The 19,841-nt window shown below is 30.3% G+C and carries 17 protein-coding genes; 6 read left to right on the top strand and 11 right to left on the bottom strand.

Translation table 11 applies throughout. The features are described from left to right. Positions 1-109: 109 nt before the first annotated feature. The 7 genes from KEC93_RS10655 to KEC93_RS10625 form a co-directional block, all read right to left on the bottom strand. Entirely contained in the window at positions 110-1,033 is a 924-nt protein-coding gene (locus KEC93_RS10655; RefSeq protein ID WP_077869310.1) for a hypothetical protein, read from the bottom strand. Between the two features lie 172 nt (positions 1,034-1,205). Next, entirely contained in the window at positions 1,206-2,255 is a 1,050-nt protein-coding gene (locus tag KEC93_RS10650) for a hypothetical protein (RefSeq protein WP_238892909.1), read from the bottom strand. 24 nt (positions 2,256-2,279) lie between these two features. Continuing rightward, on the bottom strand, positions 2,280-3,749 hold the full coding sequence (locus KEC93_RS10645) for a nicotinate phosphoribosyltransferase (RefSeq protein ID WP_077869311.1): 1,470 nt from the start codon (positions 3,747-3,749) through the stop codon (positions 2,280-2,282). Between the two features lie 11 nt (positions 3,750-3,760). Beyond that, the gene (locus tag KEC93_RS10640; RefSeq protein ID WP_077869312.1) at positions 3,761-4,300 is read right to left on the bottom strand and encodes a cysteine hydrolase family protein; all 540 of its coding nucleotides are present in this window, start codon (positions 4,298-4,300) and stop codon (positions 3,761-3,763) included. 768 nt (positions 4,301-5,068) lie between these two features. Continuing rightward, positions 5,069-5,869 carry a phosphoribosyltransferase family protein gene (locus tag KEC93_RS10635; protein WP_023975683.1) on the bottom strand — a complete coding sequence of 267 codons (801 nt, stop codon included), beginning with the start codon at positions 5,867-5,869 and terminating at the stop codon, positions 5,069-5,071. A 69-nt stretch (positions 5,870-5,938) separates the two neighbouring features. After that, on the bottom strand, positions 5,939-6,832 hold the full coding sequence (locus tag KEC93_RS10630) for an NUDIX hydrolase (RefSeq protein WP_023975684.1): 894 nt from the start codon (positions 6,830-6,832) through the stop codon (positions 5,939-5,941). 180 nt (positions 6,833-7,012) lie between these two features. Next, positions 7,013-7,213, bottom strand: coding sequence for a hypothetical protein (locus KEC93_RS10625; RefSeq protein ID WP_139357405.1), 201 nt, complete (start codon positions 7,211-7,213; stop codon positions 7,013-7,015). Positions 7,214-7,581: 368 nt separating this feature from the next. Here KEC93_RS10625 and KEC93_RS10620 point away from each other — a divergent pair, with 368 nt between their 5' ends. Further along, on the top strand, positions 7,582-8,118 hold the full coding sequence (locus KEC93_RS10620) for a GNAT family N-acetyltransferase (RefSeq protein ID WP_077869313.1): 537 nt from the start codon (positions 7,582-7,584) through the stop codon (positions 8,116-8,118). Positions 8,119-8,813: 695 nt separating this feature from the next. Here KEC93_RS10620 and KEC93_RS10615 read toward each other — a convergent pair. Beyond that, entirely contained in the window at positions 8,814-10,148 is a 1,335-nt protein-coding gene (locus KEC93_RS10615; protein WP_077869314.1) for an ATP-binding protein, read from the bottom strand. Positions 10,149-10,529: 381 nt separating this feature from the next. Between KEC93_RS10615 and KEC93_RS10610 the strand changes: the two genes are divergently transcribed. The 5 genes from KEC93_RS10610 to KEC93_RS10590 all read left to right on the top strand — a co-directional run bounded on the left by KEC93_RS10610 (position 10,530) and on the right by KEC93_RS10590 (position 14,672). Then, positions 10,530-11,393, top strand: a complete 864-nt coding sequence (locus KEC93_RS10610; protein WP_077869315.1) for an ABC transporter substrate-binding protein — start codon at positions 10,530-10,532, stop codon at positions 11,391-11,393. A 181-nt stretch (positions 11,394-11,574) separates the two neighbouring features. Continuing rightward, positions 11,575-11,883: a spore coat associated protein CotJA gene (locus KEC93_RS10605; protein ID WP_077869316.1), complete on the top strand. Its 309-nt coding sequence runs from the start codon at positions 11,575-11,577 to the stop codon at positions 11,881-11,883. 9 nt (positions 11,884-11,892) lie between these two features. After that, positions 11,893-12,156 carry a spore coat protein CotJB gene (locus KEC93_RS10600; RefSeq protein ID WP_012058297.1) on the top strand — a complete coding sequence of 88 codons (264 nt, stop codon included), beginning with the start codon at positions 11,893-11,895 and terminating at the stop codon, positions 12,154-12,156. Positions 12,157-12,162: 6 nt separating this feature from the next. After that, positions 12,163-12,732 (top strand): manganese catalase family protein, encoded by a 570-nt coding sequence (locus tag KEC93_RS10595; protein ID WP_077856394.1) that lies wholly within the window; start codon positions 12,163-12,165, stop codon positions 12,730-12,732. 569 nt (positions 12,733-13,301) lie between these two features. Beyond that, positions 13,302-14,672, top strand: a complete 1,371-nt coding sequence (locus tag KEC93_RS10590; protein ID WP_077869317.1) for an 8-oxoguanine deaminase — start codon at positions 13,302-13,304, stop codon at positions 14,670-14,672. Positions 14,673-14,939: 267 nt separating this feature from the next. Here KEC93_RS10590 and KEC93_RS10585 read toward each other — a convergent pair whose 3' ends face one another. The 3 genes from KEC93_RS10585 to KEC93_RS10575 all read right to left on the bottom strand — a co-directional run bounded on the left by KEC93_RS10585 (position 14,940) and on the right by KEC93_RS10575 (position 19,736). Next, positions 14,940-17,594, bottom strand: coding sequence for a phosphoenolpyruvate synthase (locus tag KEC93_RS10585; RefSeq protein ID WP_023975692.1), 2,655 nt, complete (start codon positions 17,592-17,594; stop codon positions 14,940-14,942). Positions 17,595-17,608: 14 nt separating this feature from the next. Next, positions 17,609-18,223, bottom strand: coding sequence for a TetR/AcrR family transcriptional regulator (locus KEC93_RS10580; protein WP_077869318.1), 615 nt, complete (start codon positions 18,221-18,223; stop codon positions 17,609-17,611). A 268-nt stretch (positions 18,224-18,491) separates the two neighbouring features. Next, a complete protein-coding gene (locus KEC93_RS10575; protein ID WP_077869319.1) occupies positions 18,492-19,736 on the bottom strand; it encodes an ammonium transporter in 1,245 nt (414 codons plus the stop codon). Positions 19,737-19,841: the final 105 nt, after the last annotated feature.

Below are 19,841 nucleotides of genomic sequence, written 5' to 3'. Positions count from 1 at the left end.
AATGGAGCTGTTCCATTAAGAAAATTGGCCACAGTATGTTGTATTAGAATTTTTAAATTTAATACAGTATATTGTAGTTTTTATTCTTTCTGCGGCAGCTCCAATAACATTAAAACTTTACAAGTCCATCATCAGTTTTTACATTTGGAACTAATTCCTTTATAGAATTTCTTATTATTAGGCTTGTACTTCCATCCCAACTATCAGAAACATTATCCTTGTCTTCTCCAGTTAATACTTGTAGTGTTGATACTATAAGTTCAGGCAATTTTGTATAATCTGACAATCTCAAAACTCTTTGGCCTAAAATATCATTCCATGACTTTATTACTTCATCTGGCTGATAACGCATATGACTTCCTTCTTCAATAATAATATGGAATACTTCGTATTGCTTAGATACAAGCCTTAATAAATCTTGTGCTGACATGCTATCAGTTTGTATTGTATCTCCAAAGACTTTTTTTATTTCATTTTTAAGAACAGTCTTAGGACACTCTTCATCTCCTATAGTAAATAGATATCCCTTTTTTCCTCTTTTTATAAAATTATCGCATTTTGTATGCATTCCAGCAAACCACCAAGGCAAAGTATAACTTTCAGAGTTATTTCCTCCACCTCCATGTTCCACATAAATTTTAGTTAACTCTTTTGCAATCCTTATATCGGCTTCAAATTGAGTTACCTGCAAAGGCGCTGAATCATATTTAACATCACCAATTCCCATAAACATGATATGTGGGTCAGAAACAGGCTTTCTGTTATATATTTCAGTAGCTAATTTTTCTAAGCCTTCTCTTGCAATACTATCTGCAATTATTCCCATTGAACCAGTTACATCTAATCCAATAATAATTGGTGTTGAGTTTGGATTGTCGCTGCTGTCACAGCTTTCCCTAAAACTTACTTTATACGGATTTAAACTTGGATCAAGTTTCCTCGCTGCAAAGACATCATCTACTGTTTTCTTTCCTTTTATAGTTGCACTTGCATAACTATCCCAAGCTTTTGAATCCCATCTTCCTGTTCCCATTTTAATACCTCCTAAATACTCATATATATTTCAGTTCACAATTCACAATGCACAGTTCACAATTTTCAATTCACAATGAAAATTGCACATTTCACGATTGATAATTACGACTAAAATTCTTGCAATATTTTTTTGAATTATGATGAATGATTATTTTTGTAACATATATATATTACTTATTAATTTTTCCAGCGTATAATTTATTTATATCAATATCCATTTCTACGAATTTTCTTTCCCAATAACTTTGTTTAATCACACTTTCCCAAAGCTTATACTCTTCCATTGGATTGTTTACTGAGACTCCTCTGACCCAATCAATAAGTGGCTTAGGTATATCAGAATCCTCAATAAAACTCATTCCATTCTTATCACCAAGCAAGATTCTTCCAATTAATCTTATGGATTCTAAATCTAATAGAAATGTACCTATTTTAGATGACTTCATTTCTGGAGACATGATGCTATAAATTTCGCTAGGTACTCCAAGCATCTTACCATCTATAGGAACTGTATACCACCAGCCACCTAACAAAAATCCACTATGATTCGAAGGTGAAATATAATAATTATCAATATTTATTCCATTATGTGATAAATTATTATAATATAGAAAACAAGTTATATTATATAAAGTGCTTAGAATCCACATTACATGTCTTGGTGGAACTTTGCTGCTATAATAATTTAATATATCTTTAAGAGAATAAGCATCTTCTGGCTTTTCTATAAGCAGTCCTATCTTCTTATCTATGGTTTCAAATTTCTTTAACACTTTGGGAAAATACTTTTCAAATTCAGATTTCATGTTGTTATTTTCGTATTTTAAGTTCTTGATTCTATCCAATGCATTTTCTACAAAATCCTCATGCTTTTTATCAATTAAATATAAAATTGATCTATTTCCAATAAAATATTTTCCTAATTCAAATGAATATTCTACATTATATCTCATTGAATATTTCTCGCCATCAAAGCTTGTTATTTTAATTAACCCCTCTTCCATCCAGTTTCCATTCTCTAATAATTTAACAGTTTCAGAATATAATTCATTTATTTTACTTGTGACTTCTTTGTATTTCTCTGAATCCCTATGCAAATCTGGATGAAATATTTTAAGAAGATCACTGTGTTCCTTTTTAGTTATTTCTCTATCACCTGTAAATAATTCATAGGGGTATTTCATTTCAAGAATTTCTTCAATAGTGTACAAAATTCTCATTCCCTTCTTAAAAATACAGTAAATCTAAAACTCTCCATGTAACTTCTCTCTAATTTCTTTTAATGAATAATCTTTAATCAAGTTTCCATCCTTAAAAACAACTTCTAATAAATTGTCTTTATACTCCTCCTGCTCTTTTAAAGTAAGCTCGTCCTTATAAAGGATGTCCTCTCCCTCCCTGTATACATAGCACATTCCCTTTTGAGATTTTTTAAAGTTTCCTGTATCAGTTTTAGGATCTTTAAATATGAATTTTTCTTCACCATTTATTACTGCATGAGTTGCTTTCAGAGCAAATCCAAAAGTATCACGAGTATTATATTGATAGGTGTAAGAACCAATTCCAAAAGTACAATTGCTTACTGCAAATCCTTTTTGTGCAAGGCATCTGCAGATTTCTTCGCACCTTTCAACTGTGATGCTATCACCATAAATTGTTCCTATATGTGAATCTAAAACTTTATATCCTTTTGAATTAATTTCCCCACCAAATATATCCCACAAAAGTTCAACAGTTCCTTTATATGCTGGACTATTATGTGGTGCTTCACTATCACCACAGATTATTTTAACTGGATCTCCACTATCTCCTCTGATTACTACCTTTCCATCTCTATTTAATATATCCTCTTTTAATATTGGAAGGATATTAGTAATGAGGTTCCAATAATCGTAGGTATCTGAAACTATACTTATAACACCGCTTGGAAATACTTCATTAATTAATCTCTTATAAGCTTTAAGTTCATCAGTTCCATAAGTGCACATTACACTATGCTCAGTTGATGGGGTTCCAAGTCCAACTATTTCATTTTCAATATTACAGTTATAATAATTTTCTAGATAAAGTATTGATGATATTGTTGCAGTTAAGTCAAATGAAAGTAAATGCCCTGCACTGCTAACCTGTGCACTTTCAATTGAGCTAAATCCTCTCATGCTAAAGTCACCGCAAGCTTTTTTTACATCACCATTTTCAACAGTTAGATCAAAATACTTTAAAGCAATTTCTCTATATCTATATGCTATTGTTGCACTTGTCATAGGCTGCCATATATTACAGCTCATGAAAGTCTCCAAATAATTCACAAGCCAAGCAAATTCATCGTGAGTATTAGTGATTTCAATCATAGGTGTTTTTATATTTACTCTTGTTCCTTCTTGGACTGCTTTTATTTGTATAGGCAAATAACCTAAATCATGCAATTTTTCTATGTGAGCTGTATCTGCTGCGATGCTTCCCATTGTTCTAGATATCACTCTCTTATATTCACTAATAATTTCATCCTTAGGAATGGCGAAAAAATTTTCATCAAAATATTCTATTAAATATTTTTTTATAAAAGATTGAAGCCCAAACATAACCACTTTGTTCATGTTTTCTTTTCTAGACATTCTTGGAGTCCAATAGCTTACAAGCTTTGTAAGTCCTTCTGCATAGCACATATGATGTATTGTCTTATAAAAATCAGTTAATAATAATGGATCTATCATTTATATCTCTCCTATCTTGTAACTTTAACTCCTAGTGATTCAATTACATCTAATGCTTTGTCATGAAGACTATCATCAAAACTTGCACACAATGTTCCATCTACACTTAAGTTTGCATTTATATACTGAGATTGAAATGTGACTACATTGCTTATTACACAAATGTTCGTTACAACTCCAACTAACTCTATTTCATCTATATCCTCGCCAACATCCTTTGATATCTTTAACATGTCCGCTGGCGCTATTCCAAAAGAGTTTTTATTATAATGAAAAGTATTCTCTACGCCCACAAATTCTTTTAACTTTCCATAAAGCTCATGACCTTCAGTATTTATATAACAATGAGGTACAGGTAAATTCTTTCCTTCTCTTGTTTCTAGATAATTTTCAAAATGAGTATCATAAGTGAATAAAACCTTATCGCCATTTTTCAAATATTTTTTTGCTTTATCATAAATACCTTGTTCTAATGTTTCCGCTTTCTTAAATCCTAAAGCTCCATCACCAAAATCTTTTTGATAATCTACAACCACTAATAATTTATTCATAATCGTCTCCCCAATCTCTATAATTTAATTTTAGATATCCAACTTTCAACTTAGACTTGTGTGGTGATATACCGAAATCACATACATTTTTATTCCATAGGACTTAAGAAATCTCCGCTAGAAAGTTCTAAGTAAAAGGTTGTGCCCATTTCTGCATGCTCCTCAAGCAAGTTGATGACAAGAAGTAAACGGAGCAACCTCTCACTAATAACTTTCAATAGCTCAATTTCAAATGCCTGTTTCACAAAAATGTATGCATTTCTGGCATAGGTACACACGAACGTTTAACAATAAAAGATAATTATTCTACATATAAGTCTGGTCTATAGTTGTTTATCTATACTCGCTCAAAACATTGAAAACACTACAAATTGTTAACTTTTTATATTTTTTTCTTTAAAAATATTTTCACTTTTAACTTTTTAAGTTTTTTCATTGTTAAGAATTTAAATTCTTATATTCCTTTGTTCTTAAATTCTTATATTCTTTCATTTTTAACTTTATAGATATTCAATTTGAGAATTATACTTATAGCTTGAAAAATCTGCTATATCAGAAAGGACAGGTACTCTTTTGTACAGTGTTACATTAGAGAATATGTTGCAGGCATTTCTTCATCATAAGTTGTTCAATTTCTGCTTGTCACGAGCTTGTCTCGGGAGCATGCTGAAATGGTGCAACTTATGATGTTAGAAAGCCTCAACTTATTCTCAGTAACCGAAACAACAGAGTACCTGTCCTTTCGGTGGATTATTGCATAAGTCTAAGTTATACAATAGAGGATATTTCAAGTTTCTCATGCTCTTTAGATAAAATGCTGTTAGTAGTAAATACCTTAGTAATTAAATCAGTCTTCAAAATTTCTCCATCAAAAATTGTATCCTCACAATGTGTTACCACCAAATAAATCTCAGTTGCACCCATTTCTTTAAGCTTTTTAGCTGTTAAAATAAAGGTTCCACCCTTAGAGCATAAATCATCTACAATAATAGCTTTAAAATTTTTACTTTCTACAGTTCCGTTTATTTCAAGCTTATTTATAGATCCTGTTTTAAAATCTCTTTCTTTGTTTGCAGTTAATATTTTTTCATATTCAATTTGTTTACCATATCTTTTAGCTGCACCTGCATCTGGATAAACTAAGTAAACTGAATCTTTTTTATCATCTACTTTTTCTAATAAATCTTTTGCTAATATTGCAGACATGTTTATAACTTTAACTCTATCGAGCAATGCCACACATACATCTGAATGTGGTTCATAAATTGATACTTCTTCAAAATTTAAATTATTAATAAGTCTGCATAAATGCTTTAGGGTAAATACAGTAAACCCTTCTGTTCTATCCATTCTGCTATAAGGCATATAAGGAATTATAAGATTACATTTAATATTTAATTCATCCAAATGATCCTTTAAAAATATCAAATGAGTTATATCATTATCACTTTCAAATTTGAGTTTAATGGTATTTACCCATTCTTTAATATTTAACTCTTGGCTGTTTATTAAACTTTCTCCATTAGGAAATTTTTTAACCTCTATTTCTTTGTCATTTAAAAAAATCATTTAATTATCCCCTCTCATATTAAATCTCAATTCTCTATCATTAAATTTTATTAACAACTTACATTTTGTTTAAAAATTGTGCTCCCAGTTTTCATTAAACTTAAATACTTTAGCAGGTCTAAAAGGTTTCCCCTCTATTTTTTCATCAGTTTCTATAATCATATCTTCCATTTTTCTTCTAAAATTCAATATTTCTCTTCCCATTATTGCTTCATATACATTTTGAAGTTCCTTAACTGTAAACAATCTAGGCAAAAGATTTAGTGCAATTGGCGTATATTCTATTTTATTTCTAATTCTGTCTAATGCATAATCTATTATTTTATAATGATCAAAAGCTAATTCATCATTACTTTCATTTAACGTCTTATAACTATTTTCCTTTTTCCTAAAAATAGTTCTTTCTATTTTTTCTATTATCTCATAATTAAATTTTATTTCCTCATCTTCACTTTCAAATTTTAGAATATATTTATTTATGGTATGCGTCTCATCTTTTTTAGAATCAACTAAATTCTTTTCTACCCAAAACCACCTTGATTCTTTCCTATCTTTATAATCACCAAATCTAATATCTTCTTTCGATATTAATGCTATATTTCCTATACTTATTACTCTTGTCCTTGGATCTCTATTAATTTCTCCAAAAGTGTATAATTGTTCAGTATATACATTATCAATTCCTGTTTCTTCCTTTAATTTCCTTAGAGCTCCTTCTTCTAAACTTTCATCATTTTTAACAAAGCCTCCTGGAATTGCCCATTTTCCTTTGTAAGGATAATCATCTCTTTTAATTAAGAGAATTTGCATTCCCTTCTTTGGCACTTTCCTTGAATTCTCTTCTATCCTATCACCAGTTGTAAATATAATAATATCATTTGTAACACTTGGCCTATCATAAATATTTACATCATATTCACTTAGAAATTCTCTTTCATTTTTATCTAATAGTTCTTGATTCAACTTCCCCACCTCTATATATTAGAAAACTTTTTACTATTTATCATTTAGATAATATCAATTTGATTCTATGTATTAATATTAACTCCATTAACTTTATTTGTAAATACCTTTTTGAAAAATAATTATAGAAATAATCCAACTAAAACCTGAACTTATGCATATAAATCCCCGAAATAAGGATTATGCTGTTGTTCCAGTTTCTAAGGAAGTTATGATGGATGATTCTAAGATCACAAGTTGCACCCAAGATGCTAGCCTCAAAGGCAAGCTTTGAACTAGCATACTTGGAACAACTTTTAATCTAAGAATCGAAACCATCAAATTCCTAACGAAACATTTCACAAAAGCATAATTCTTATTTCTAGTTAGTATATATTTCATAGTATAAATCTAGTTTATAATTGTTTTATTTATATAGGGTTCCGCAATGAGAGTTGAACTCATGTGGATATCAGCTGAAATTGAATACATATTTGTTACATATAACTATGAAAATTTCGCTGGAAGTTTCTAAATGGCAGGTTCCCCCCATTACTGCATGTTTCCACTTTCAGCGTGACAAGCAAGCACTAGTGGAACAAGAGATATCTAAAACTCTACTCACGTTCATTCGCTGATATAAAAAAATAGAGAGCTAATGTATGTATGGCTTGTGTGACATTTTGTAAATTATGTTATAATAATTGTTATTAAAAACTATAGTTTAATAAACAATAGTAGATTATTGTGAAGTTATAGGAGCGTATATAATGAAAGAATTTTTTTTAAAATCAATAAGAATTGGATTTTCAAGATGGAGTGAAGATGATATATGTGATGCTTTAGAATTATGGGGAAATCCAGAAGTAGCAAAATTTATCACAGCAGAAGGCACGATGTCAAAAAGACAAGTACAAGAAAGGCTAAGAAAGGAAATAGAAAATTATAACAATTACAATATTCAATATTGGCCAATTTATTTAATAGAAACTAATGAAAATTTAGGATGCTGCGGTTTACGGCCATATGATTATGAGAACAATATATTAGAAATGGGAATTCATTTAAAAGAGAAGTATTGGGGAAAAGGGATTGCTAAAGAAGCATGTTTGGCAGTAATGGAATATGCTTTTAGAAATCTTAATGCTAATGCACTTTTTACTGGACACAATCCTAAAAATTCAGCCTCTGCTCAATTGCTAAAAAAACTTGGATTTGTTTACACCCATGATGAATATTATCCACCAACAAATTTATACCATCCTTCGTACTTAATGAAGAAACAAAACTATATGGATGTGCACTAAAAGGCAATATTCATAAATCATGAATCAAAAAATCAAATAATAAATGTAAAGTCGTATTATTAAAGAAAATGAATTTGCGATTTTTTTGTGTGCAATTTTCATATATTTAGTATTAATAGGTAGACAATCCTATATATAATTTTTAAGGCTATATTTCAACATTATATTAAAACCAAACATAGCCTTATATTATTTAAGAAATGAAAATGAAAAAAAAACTTTTTTACAAGTTTTATTATACTTACAATACCTTAACATTAGCTTAATAAAATTCCAAAAATATTATTATCATATAGGTTGCAAAAATAATTCTTAATCATAGTTCTAAAAATCTTGCAATAATTTTAACCATAATTGTGAATCGTGAAATGTGCATTGCTACAGATACTTTCTAATTATGTAGTTAATTTACTTATCACAGAATAATAAATAAATGTATAAATTAAACCCGTAAGGGCAATAAATCCTAAAAAGTACTTTATTAGTTTCAATACTTTTGACATAAATCTAATCCTTTCACTTTGTTATTATTTTAGTGATACACAAAATATCGTTTTACTATTATTTTAATGATACATCAAAATACCGTTAGTTTCAGAAAATGTTAAACTTTATTTATAAATTTATTCAAATATTTTTTATAGCATTCTAATTTTATCTAAGTCAATATAGCACTATATGAAAACTTAATTTAATTAAATCAACTCGAACTGCTTAACTGATATATTTTCAATATTTCTTGTTATTGGTAGCTTCATAAAAAATGTTGTTCCCTTACCTAGCTCTGTGTCAAACCATATTTTACCCTTATGAATATTAGTAATTGTATGATAGACCATAAACAAGCCAAGTCCTGTTCCTCCACTTCTTCTAAAAGAAAAAGGTTCAAATAAAGTCTCATTTATTTCCTCTGGAATTCCCCCAGCTGTATCTTTAATTATAATGAGTATGGAATTTTTATATTTTTCAGTTGTAACTTCAATTGACCCACCAATATCCATTGCTTGAATTGCATTGTTTATAAGATTCTCTATTGCCCTCTTTAAAAGCTTCTTTGATATGTTCGCATATTCATCTACATTGTCTACCAATGATAACTTTATATTTTTATGATTGCAAATAGGCTGAAAAGAGTTTAAAACATCTTTTATTAGAGGAGTTACCTTCTGTGGTGTGAGCTCTTCTGGTTTAAATATACTTAAAAGTTCCATTACCATATCATTCATTTCGTCAACTTGATTAATTATTCTATTAAAATAATTGTCCATCCTAGCTTTATCTGAAGTTGCTATGCCAAGCTGACCTAATCCTCTAACTACAGATAGTGGATTTTTAAGATCGTGAACAGCTGTTGCAATTAATTCACTTGTTGCAGCTAAATTGATTCCAGTTGATATGTTACTAAATTTATCATTAATATATTTCATGGCTGTCTCAATTGAATTTATACAAGCTATAAAAGAGTGTAATTTTACCGGATTCATATGTTCAACTGGAACACTTATTCCAATTGCCCCTATGACATTTTCATTATTTATAATTGGCACGCCTATACATCCACACTTACAATCAGGCATACCATAGTGTTCTGCCCCATAAACCAAAATTGGCTGCCCCATTGCCAATGCAGTGCCTATCCCATTATTCCCAATATTTTCTTCTGACCAATTTACCCCAAGAGAAAAACCTTCTATTATTCCACCCAGTTCTTCAGTCTTTTCTCTAAACTCAATGATCCATCCATCATTATCTGATAAAGCAATTATGTGTGGAATATTTGCTAAACTCATAGATAGTGAATCCATATACAAGTTTGATATTTCTGTTAGTTTAGAGTTTTCCTTTTTCTTTTTTTCAAGATCCCTGCTTGATAAAAACTCAAATTTCACTTCCTTAGGATTCATTCCTAACTTCTCGCATCTTTTCCATGACTCTAATGTAATTTGTCTCGCTGTTGGATTTTCATTTATAGTCGATATAAAATCATCCCAAGATGAGAAATCATTGCTTATTTCTACTAGACATTTCATTCGGACTTTCACCCCATATATTTATTGTTTGACTATAAGTCAAATCTATTATTATTTATTATTCGCTAATCAGATTTAAATTCCTCTTTTTCAACAAAATAATACATTATAAGATAAATAATTTCCTAGAGTTATGATTTATTTATCTATATCATAACTATTTATTGAGATTTTTACCACCCTTTATTATACCTTCTTTTTCTTAACATAACCTTAATTACAACAAATCTTTTGATTTAATATATATTCCAAAAATATTTAAAGACTCTTAGTCTTAATCATGAATTATACATTTTAAATTGCAGCATATATATTATAAGTCTCTTTAATGAATAAATTTATATTAAGTTAAGATAATAATAAAAAGGAGAAATTTAGTATATGAAAATTCATAAAAAATTGCTTGTTCTTGTTATGTTATTAATGATTATTATTCAATTAATATTTTGTGGCGCTAATATACCAAATAATAAAGTATCAAAAGATAGATTAGAATCAATAAAAGAAAAAGGGGTACTGGTTGTTGCATCTTCAAATGATATTCCCTTTGCTTATATAGATCCCAAAACTAAAGAATTCACTGGAATTGATGCAGAAATTATAAGAGAAGCTGCTAAAAGGCTTGGAATAAACAAGGTAGAAATGAAGCAAATTCCATTTAACGATTTACTAAAACAATTAAATACAGATGATAGCATAGATATAGTAGCTGATGGAATGTATGTTACAGATGAACGAAAAAAAGAAGCATTGTTTACAAATATATTATATAAAGAATCTGAAGCAATAATTACCCCTAAAGTATCTAAAATTGTCTTTAAGGAAGATTTTAAAAATGCTGTAATAGGTGCACAAGTAGGAACAGCTTTTCTAGTTCTAGCCAATAAATGGAAAGTAGAGGGTGTTGTTAAAGATGTAGTTTCATTTAAAAATCAAAATGATCTATTATCAGCAGTAAGTACTAAAAAAATAGATGCCGCAATAACTGATTCTATTTTTGCTTCATATATAATCTTTCGAAGTAATTTATATTTGAGGGTATTGCCTCCAACAGATTATACGCCTGAATCCCCTGGCAAAATAGCTGCTGCTGTTAGGAAAAATGATATTACTTTAGCAAAAGCAATAAATGAAAAAATAGATGAAATGAAATATGATAAAACAATTCCTGAAATACTCGAAAAATACGGCTTAAATAGCAGTTACTTTGTTTCAGTTACAGATGGTCATATTTATCTAAATTAAAGTGAAGGTAGTAATTAGTTTTTCTAAATACTGCCTTTATTTTAATTTCACACTCCTTTATAACATTTTCAGACAACGAATATCAAAAATTCAAAATATATTTTATAAATTATCACATTATTTCATAATACGCATAAGATACTTATATAAATGAACAACAAATGAAGGAGTGTTAACCCTTATGTACAGACGCGACGATGATGACTGTATGTGTAAATCAAAAGAATATTCAAAAGAATATTCTAAAGAGTATTCAAAAAAATATGAATATGCACGCGCATATATATTACCTCAAAAATATGAAAATTTGTATTCTTGCAAAGAAGGTTTCGTAAAAGGAACAATATTTAAAGACCTTTACAGACCATATAAAAAACAGCATGATCATAAAGGCTATGATTGTGACCATGATCATCATGAGCATGAGCACGAACATGAATATGATCATGAATATGAATTTGAATACAAGAAAATCAAATACGAGAGGTGATATAATATTATGAACCAACGAGATATGCTAAATAGTATAAGAGTTTATCAGTTTTGTGCTGTAGAACTAAACCTATTCCTCGACAATTTTCCTGAAGATAAAAACGCTAAAGAAGATTACAACAAGGTATCTTGTAAGTTAACCGAACTAATTAGCGCATACGAAAAAAACTTTGGCCCATTAACAAACTTTGGATCTGCATATGTAGAAAATCCAAAAGCATGGGTAAATACACCATGGCCTTGGGAAAATTGTAGCAGGGAGGAGGAATAAGAGTTTATGTGGTACTATGTAAAAAATTTAGAATATCCAGTGAATCTTAACAAATGCAAAGATCTTAATATGGCAAAATTGCTAATAACTCAATATGGTGGTCCTGACGGAGAATTAAGTGCTGCCTTGAGATATTTAGATCAACGTTATACTATGCCAACTGGAAAATCAAAAGGATTATTAACAGATATAGGAACAGAAGAAATGGCCCATGTAGAAATAATTGCTACAATGGTATATCAACTTATGGAAAACGCAACTATAGAAGAGATAAAAAAAGCAGGACTTGCTGGGCATTATGCTGATCATAGAAAGGCATTATTTTATACAGATGCAACAGGAAATCCATGGACAGCAACTTATATCCAAGCAAAGGGCGAGCCTATAGCTGATTTACATGAAGATTTAGCAGCTGAACAAAAAGCTAGAGTAACTTATGAGAATTTAATGCACTTAACTGATGAACCTCAAATTAAAGAAATACTAGCATTTTTAAGAGAAAGAGAAGTTGTTCACTTCCAAAGATTTGGTGAGTGCTTAATGCACGTTGAAGATGCAATGTGCATTAAAAAATAAGATAGCATAATTTATATATATAGGCTTATATATATAAATAAAACTGCCTCAAAATACAGTTTTGAGACAGTTTTATTATACGTATATACTTTCCTAGTAAAGGTACATATTAATAAATTGCTTAAAGCATTCTTTATGAATAAATTCCTGCTTAGGTTCTATTGTATGTAAATAAAGTTTGTTTTCACCACTATTACTATTTGTAATAGTCACTTTTTCATCCAATCCGATAACTTTTCATCATTCCAAATTACTCTACCATTTCTTATACACATAATTAGCTTAAATATGTTAGTATTATCATAGATGTTAATTTCATCACATAATGGAATAATATCACATAACCAAATTATATTTTTAGGTACTGAACCACAGGAATCCCTTTTATATTCATATGAAAGATGAAATTTATTACAAAAATTATAAATAAAACTATACAAATATCAAGATAATTGATATTGTAATACCAAGGAAAATATAATTTTATATTTGCGCAAAAACGTGTAGAGTTAACCACTTTGAAATTACTCATTTCAAAGTGGTTTTTTTATTTTAAGGAGGATTTTATGATGAAGAAATTAATTTTGAAGAACATTAGACATGCCATAACATTTAATGACAGAGAAGAGGTATTTGAAAATGTAGACATATTAATTGAAGGACCTAAAATTACTTCAATAGCTACTTGCCTTGAAGTACCTGCTGAAACCGAAATTATTGATTGTACTGGACTTGTGGCTTTGCCAGGGTTTGTAAATACTCACCACCACTTGTATCAAACGCTATTTAGGGGAATAAAAGAAGTTCAAGAAAAGCCACTTTTCCCATGGCTTATTGGGCTTTATGAATTTTGGAAAAATATAACTCCGGATGCTGTATATTATGGAGGTCTAGTAGGTTTTAGTGAACTTTTAAGAACCGGATGTACCTTAACTTCAGATCATCACTACGTATTTCCAAAGAACCAGCCTGACACATTAATTGATGAACAAATAAGAGCAGCACAAGAAATTGGAATTCGCTTTACTGCTACAAGAGGTTCTATGTCTTTAGGTAGAGATCATGGTGGACTTCCTCCAATGTCAGTTGTTCAAGCTGAAAGTAAAATATTAGAGAATAGCGATAGACTTATAAGCAAATACCATGATACAAATGATTTTTCAATGACAAGAATAGCTCTTGCACCATGCTCACCATTTTCAGTTACCAAAGAATTAATGCTTGAAACTAAGAACTTAGCCAGAAAAAGAGGAGTTATGCTTCATACTCATCTTGCAGAAACTATTGATGAAGAGAGATTTTGTATCGAAAAATATGGAAGAAGACCTTTTGAGCTTATGGAAGAACTTGAATGGCTTGGTCCTGATGTTTGGTATGCACATGGAATACACTTTAGCGATTCAGAAATAGATAGATTGAATGGAACTGGTATTGCCCATTGTCCTTCATCAAATATGAAACTTAATAGTGGTATCTGTAGAACTTCTGAAATTTTAAAAAAAGGTGGACATATAAGTATAGCAGTTGATGGAAGTGCAAGTAACGATGGTTCGAACATGTGGGAAGAAGTTAGACGTGCGTACCTTCTAAATCATTTAAAGTATGGAGCTGACGGACTTAATGCATACGAAATACTAAAGATTGCAACTAGAGGTGGTGCAGATGTTTTAGGAAGGCCTGATACTGGGAGACTTGATGTTGGAAAGGCGGCTGATATAATACTATTTGATCTTAACAAGGTTGAGTATGCAGGATGCCATGATCCACTTGTTTCATTAGTATGCCTTGGAAATTCAAGCTTTACCAAAATGACTATTGTTAACGGAAAGTTAGTATCAAAAGATGGAAATCTTATTTCAATGAATGCAGATGAAATTGGAAAGACAGCTCATAAAATTGCTAAAAATATAGTTAGCAATGAAAGATTACACAAAGGATAGTATTCAAGATTTTTGCTTAAATTCTTATATTGATTAATTTATAGATTGTTTCATCTTTTGCAAAATGGATAGGATTAGGCCTCCAGTTATAAGAAAAATCCACGACCACCTGTAAATAGCTATTTAAGCTACATACAAATGGTCGTGTTTTTCATGTGGAGGCGAAGTGCGACCTTTGAAATTCACCATAGGCAAGTACTAGCTGCATCATTCCAATGGCAAACATGCTTAAAAGAACGCCTATAAAACCTATCATAGAAAAACCGCCTATTCTTCTAGAACTATTACATATCCGCTATTTCCGTCTACTCTTATTCTTTGACCTGTTTTTATCATTTTAGTAGCATCTGAAATTCCAACAACTGCTGGTATTCCGTACTCTCTAGCTACTACAGTTCCATGAGTTAAAAGTCCTCCAACTTCCATAACTAATCCAGCTGCATTTATAAAAAGCGGCGTCCATCCTGGATCCGTAAATGGAGCTACAAGAATTTCCCCCTTGTTCAAGGATGCCTTTGAAGGATCAGTTATCACCTTTGCAACTCCTTCAATAACTCCTGAGGAAACAGGAATACCTGGAAGTGCTCCTTTTTGAAGATCACCTATCTTATATCCACCTTTTATTTCTTCTCCTTCATTTGTAATAACACGAGGTGCATTTAACGTTTTATAATGTTCATATTCTTCTTTTCTTTGTTCTACTATTGTTTTAAGACTTTCATTATTTTCAATTGCTCTATATAATTCACTGAATGTTACATAAAAAACATCCTTTTCTTCATTTAAATAACCTTTAACAACCAAATCTTCTGCTTCTTTTAGCAATTCCTTCTTAAAAATCATACAAAGTCTCATCATCATAAATTTGTGATGTTCTCGTATTGGAAAAGAATTTCTTAAAACAAATATAAGCCTTTTTACAATTTTAGCTTTGATTTTGCCATGCTTTCTTTGTATTTCTTCTACCATATTTTCTGTTGCTATTTTTGCTTTTTTTATAGTATTTTTGTATTCTTCCCTATGAGCGCCTTCCTCTGAAGTTTTAATAGTTGCAAGTATTGATTTTACAAGTGGCTCAGGATTTTCAATCCATCTATCTCTAGCTATATCTATTTCTCCTGAAGCACGCACTCCGTACATATTTATAAAATCATTAAAAAAGCTTTTAAATTCCTCATTACCTTTAATTTCATTTATTCTTGAAACCAAAGTTTCATAATCTTCATTTTCAAATTCATTAATTAAACTTTGAGATTTTCTCACCATATCCGCCAAATCTCCAGTAAGTAATCCCATTTCTGTTGTAATATTTCCTTCTAAACCTTTTGCAATTATATTACTATAATTATTTGTTCCTAAAAGCTTCATTTCCAGCTTTTCAAGAAGCTTAAAGGCAATAATTCCTGGAGCTAAATATGGTACTATTATTTTAGCATCCTCATAAAGACTTGCTTTTTCATGTATTATATTTAACTTTTCGGTACCTTTCTTTGAATTTAAAATAGCCTTCAAGGTATCTTCTTCACGCTGTTTAATATAATTATTCATAAACTCCACCGTTCCAGTTAGGTTAGTGAAAAGAAGGGTTTTCATAACTTTAACTGCTATTGGAGCTATATATTTTAAGAAGGGTTTTAAGTTAGCTTTCTTTCCTTTAAACTTTTCCTTAAATTCTTCTCTCTTTAAGAGCTCTCCTAAAGCTTCTGCCATCAAAGCATCTGCATTTGTCAATAAAGCTAAAAGCTTTTCCTTTATTCTTTCAGAATTCATAAAGCCACTTACATCTGCATAAATCCTACCACCCGCTGAAGCTAAAATTTTATATTTTTCTTCTCTTTTAATATTTCTACCAAAAGGCAGCATATCTCTAAATAAATCAAGCCCTAAAGGGGATATTGGATCGGTCATCACTTGAAGATGATTTATAGAAATATATACATGAGTGTTATCATCATTGTTATTAGGGGTTGGAAGTGGAAATAATGATGTAATTGCACGACTCTGCACAATATACAATTCACCATTTTCCAAACACCACTCAATATCCTGTGGGCAGCCATAATGCTTTTCTATTTTCATTCCAAGTTCAGCAAGCCTTTTAATATCAGAATCCGCCATGACTTGGTTAGTAGATTTTTCACCTGTAATATCAACTTTTTTAGTTCCCCCACCTTGAATTGGCATTATAGCGAGTTTCTTTTCTGCTATAGTCTTATCTATTATTTCCTCTTTTTTCTTATTAAATTTATATATATCAGGAGATACAAGACCAGAAACTAACGCTTCTCCAAGTCCAAAACTTGCATCAATAGAAATAATTCCTCTATGCCCTGATACAGGATCTGCAGTAAACATAATACCAGCTATATCTGGAAGAACCATTTTTTGAACTACTACAGACATATGCACTTTTTCATGTTCAATTTTATTTTGCAATCTGTAAAGTATTGCTCTATCAGTAAATAATGAAGCCCAACAGTTTTTTACTGCATTAATTAGCGAATCTTTTCCTTTAATATTAAGATATGTATCTTGCTGACCTGCAAAAGAGGCAAAAGCTAAATCTTCTGCTGTAGCACTTGATCTAACAGCATAATAGTTATCAATTCCGATCTTATCAGCAGCTTTAATGATTTCTTCTTCTACTTTTCTAGGCATTTCTGCTTGTTCTATTTTTTCTCTTAATTTAATCCCTATGGTAGCAATATTTTCAAGATTTGCATCTTTAATTTCTTCTACAATAAAACTATAAAGTTTATTATAATTTATAAATTCCTTATAACTTTCTGTAGTTACACAAAATCCAAAAGGAACTAGAAAACCAGCCTTAGTCATCTCTCCCAGATTTGCACCCTTCCCTCCTACAAGTGATAAATCTTTCTTATCTATTTCATCAAAGTACAATGTATACTTATTTACCATAGTGATCATCTCCCCTAATTTTTTTGAAGCTTTGCTCCATTTAAAAATAATTCTATAATTTGGCTCTTTGATAATTCTAAATCGATATTATCATCTCCATAAATACTTGAAATAAAATAATTCATGTACATGAATTGAAAATTTCTTGCCATTATTATTGAAGAAATGTCATTTCTAAGCTGGTTATTTTCTTGTGCATTTTTTATAACTTCTGAAATCAAATTTTCCAATCCACTTCTATTAGGATTATCTATGGGATTAGCGTTAAAAAGTGTTTGGAGTCTGTATCTAAAATAAATTGCTGTATATTGAATATTTTCTCTAAATATATGATTTATGAAATCTAATATCTTATTCAATGTTTCTTTTATATCTCTTGTTTCTTTGAATCTTTCACTAACTTCATTAAAATTATTATCATGATTATTTATAAGTGCCTGAAAATAAGCTGATAATATTGACTCTTTATCTTGGAAATAATTATATAACGTCCCCTTAGAAATATCCGATTTCGTTGCTATTTCCTCCATATAGGTTTCTTGAAAACCCTTTTCTTCAAAAAGAGCTAATGCACTATCAATTATTATTTCCTTAGTTAATTCTTTTTTACGTTCTCTTCTATTTATCATCAAAATCTCTCCCATTTTTATACTCAGTATATTTTTGAACTTAGTATAATTTTATACTACATCAAATATTTTCAGACGTCAATATTCTTTATATTAAGACTTTTAAATAAAAAAATAACCATCTGTAAGCAGCTATTTAAGCCACATACAAATGGTTGTGGTTCATGGTGAAAGCTAAACACGACCTTTGAAATCCACCATAGAATTTTTTTAATTCTATTCTTTAATATTATACTTTCTCCATTTTATGCATTCATGCATTATATTCCTAGTCTAATCCATTAAATGATGGATAAGCAGATTCCCCATGTTCAGCTACATCAAGTCCATCAGCTTCTTCTGAGCTATCAACTCTAATATCCATAAACATTTTCATAACTTTTATAATTAAGAAAGTCATCCCACCTGCAAATATTATTGTTATTACAATACTCATTATTTGTGCAATGAAAAGTTTAACATCTCCATAGAAAAGACCATTCCATTGTGCTACAGGATTAATTGCAGTTTGTCCAAAAATTCCAGTTGCAATACCACCCCAAATTCCACCGATTCCATGACATCCAAAAGCATCAAGTGCATCATCATATCCAAACTTAGTTTTTACTTTTTCCACAAAGAAGAAACAAATTGGAGATACTGCTATACCAATTATAATTGATGACCAAAGTGGAACAAAACCTGCTCCTGGTGTAATTGCAACTAACCCTAATACTGCTCCTGTTGATGCTCCAAGTAATGTTGGCTTACCATGTTTTACTTTTTCAATTAACATCCATGAAAGCATAGCTGCTGCTGCTGCAGTATTTGTTGTCATGAATGCATGTACAGCAAGTGGACCAGCTCCGAGTGCACTACCTGCATTAAATCCAAACCATCCAAACCAAAGTAATGCTACTCCAAGAACTACAAATGGAATATTATGTGGTCTATATGCTATAATTCCATGTCCACGTCTCTTACCTAACATAATACAAGCTACAAGGCCTGAAATACCTGAGCTTATATGAACTACATTTCCTCCAGCAAAATCAACGGCACCTAAAGAACTTATTAATCCACCAGCTCCCCATACCATATGTGCCATTGGATAATATACTAAAAGTGACCATATAGCTACAAATATGAACAATGCGGAAAACTTCATTCTTTCTACTAAAGCTCCAGTTATAAGCGCTGGAGTAATTATTGCAAACATCATTTGAAATGCAGCAAAAAGCTCTTGAGGTATTGTAGGTGCATATGCTGAAGGCTCTGCTCCCACCCCATTAAAACCTAAGAAATTAAGTCCGCCTATTATCCCATGAAAGTCATTACCAAAAGACAATGAATAACCTACTAAAACCCACATTATTGATGCTAATCCACAAACAAAGAATGAAGACATCAATGTATTTAAAACATTTTTCCTACGAACCATTCCACCATAAAAAAATGCAAGTCCTGGTGTCATTAAAAGTACAAGTGCTGAACAGATTAATATAAAACTGCAATCGCCTAAATTAATTTCCATATAAAATCCTCCTTAGTATGTTAAATCTCAAAACAAAATTTCAGCTATTTATGTATAAGTTTTTTTAATTTTTGAATGTGCCTTAGCTTAAAAGTTACTGCGCAT

Origin of the sequence: Clostridium beijerinckii (assembly GCF_018223745.1) — a bacterium.
Taxonomy (GTDB): domain Bacteria; phylum Bacillota; class Clostridia; order Clostridiales; family Clostridiaceae; genus Clostridium; species Clostridium beijerinckii.
This window is presented reverse-complemented; position numbering and strand designations above follow the sequence as displayed.

What these genes read in the sequence shown, in the direction of transcription:
- KEC93_RS10575 (WP_077869319.1), bottom strand. Translation starts at nt 19,736, where the DNA reads ATGGAAATTAATTTAGGCGATTGCAGTTTTATATTAATCTGTTCAGCA.
- KEC93_RS10585 (WP_023975692.1), bottom strand. Translation starts at nt 17,594, where the DNA reads ATGGTAAATAAGTATACATTGTACTTTGATGAAATAGATAAGAAAGAT.
- KEC93_RS10625 (WP_139357405.1), bottom strand. Translation starts at nt 7,213, where the DNA reads ATGAAATATATACTAACTAGAAATAAGAATTATGCTTTTGTGAAATGT.
- KEC93_RS10605 (WP_077869316.1), top strand. Translation starts at nt 11,575, where the DNA reads ATGTACAGACGCGACGATGATGACTGTATGTGTAAATCAAAAGAATAT.
- KEC93_RS10595 (WP_077856394.1), top strand. Translation starts at nt 12,163, where the DNA reads ATGTGGTACTATGTAAAAAATTTAGAATATCCAGTGAATCTTAACAAA.
- KEC93_RS10655 (WP_077869310.1), bottom strand. Translation starts at nt 1,033, where the DNA reads ATGGGAACAGGAAGATGGGATTCAAAAGCTTGGGATAGTTATGCAAGT.
- KEC93_RS10580 (WP_077869318.1), bottom strand. Translation starts at nt 18,223, where the DNA reads ATGATAAATAGAAGAGAACGTAAAAAAGAATTAACTAAGGAAATAATA.
- KEC93_RS10610 (WP_077869315.1), top strand. Translation starts at nt 10,530, where the DNA reads ATGAAAATTCATAAAAAATTGCTTGTTCTTGTTATGTTATTAATGATT.
- KEC93_RS10640 (WP_077869312.1), bottom strand. Translation starts at nt 4,300, where the DNA reads ATGAATAAATTATTAGTGGTTGTAGATTATCAAAAAGATTTTGGTGAT.
- KEC93_RS10645 (WP_077869311.1), bottom strand. Translation starts at nt 3,749, where the DNA reads ATGATAGATCCATTATTATTAACTGATTTTTATAAGACAATACATCAT.
- KEC93_RS10600 (WP_012058297.1), top strand. Translation starts at nt 11,893, where the DNA reads ATGAACCAACGAGATATGCTAAATAGTATAAGAGTTTATCAGTTTTGT.
- KEC93_RS10650 (WP_238892909.1), bottom strand. Translation starts at nt 2,255, where the DNA reads ATGAGAATTTTGTACACTATTGAAGAAATTCTTGAAATGAAATACCCC.
- KEC93_RS10615 (WP_077869314.1), bottom strand. Translation starts at nt 10,148, where the DNA reads ATGAAATGTCTAGTAGAAATAAGCAATGATTTCTCATCTTGGGATGAT.
- KEC93_RS10620 (WP_077869313.1), top strand. Translation starts at nt 7,582, where the DNA reads ATGAAAGAATTTTTTTTAAAATCAATAAGAATTGGATTTTCAAGATGG.
- KEC93_RS10635 (WP_023975683.1), bottom strand. Translation starts at nt 5,869, where the DNA reads ATGATTTTTTTAAATGACAAAGAAATAGAGGTTAAAAAATTTCCTAAT.
- KEC93_RS10590 (WP_077869317.1), top strand. Translation starts at nt 13,302, where the DNA reads ATGAAGAAATTAATTTTGAAGAACATTAGACATGCCATAACATTTAAT.